Raw genomic sequence first — 393 nt, 5'->3', positions numbered from 1 at the left:
TCCGAGTACTTACTGAAAGTCTTGCAATGCACATCAACATCACTGAGGAAGTGATACTCTTCTTCAGTAATCAGCCCCTTCCCTAACAATGCACGTAGCTTAGGGTAGCTACTACTTTGTAAGAAGAGATAAGCATTCTCCAGTTCTGGGTCATAACGCAGACCTTTCAATGGGGCATATGTAATATCCAGTTCTCTCAGTAATCTGAGGTGTTTGGAGTAAATACCAATATCACTTAACGTTTTCTGACGTTCTTTAGTGACATACTTAATGAATTGTTTGGATGTAAGAACTGAAGCAATATACGGAGCAGTCCATTCATCCAAATGAACAGCACCTCGCTTAATAGCTTTATTACGTTCAATTTTATTACGACAAACAACAGTTACAGCT

General features: G+C 38.9%; 1 protein-coding gene. It reads right to left on the bottom strand.

Annotation, left to right across the window (positions count from 1 at the left end):
* Positions 1-393 (bottom strand): hypothetical protein (locus Y882_RS20335; protein WP_211259223.1); only part of this gene is annotated, 393 nt, incomplete at both ends.

The sequence above is a fragment of the Dyella japonica DSM 16301 genome, from assembly GCF_001010355.1.
Lineage (GTDB): Bacteria > Pseudomonadota > Gammaproteobacteria > Xanthomonadales > Rhodanobacteraceae > Dyella > Dyella japonica.
This window is presented reverse-complemented; position numbering and strand designations above follow the sequence as displayed.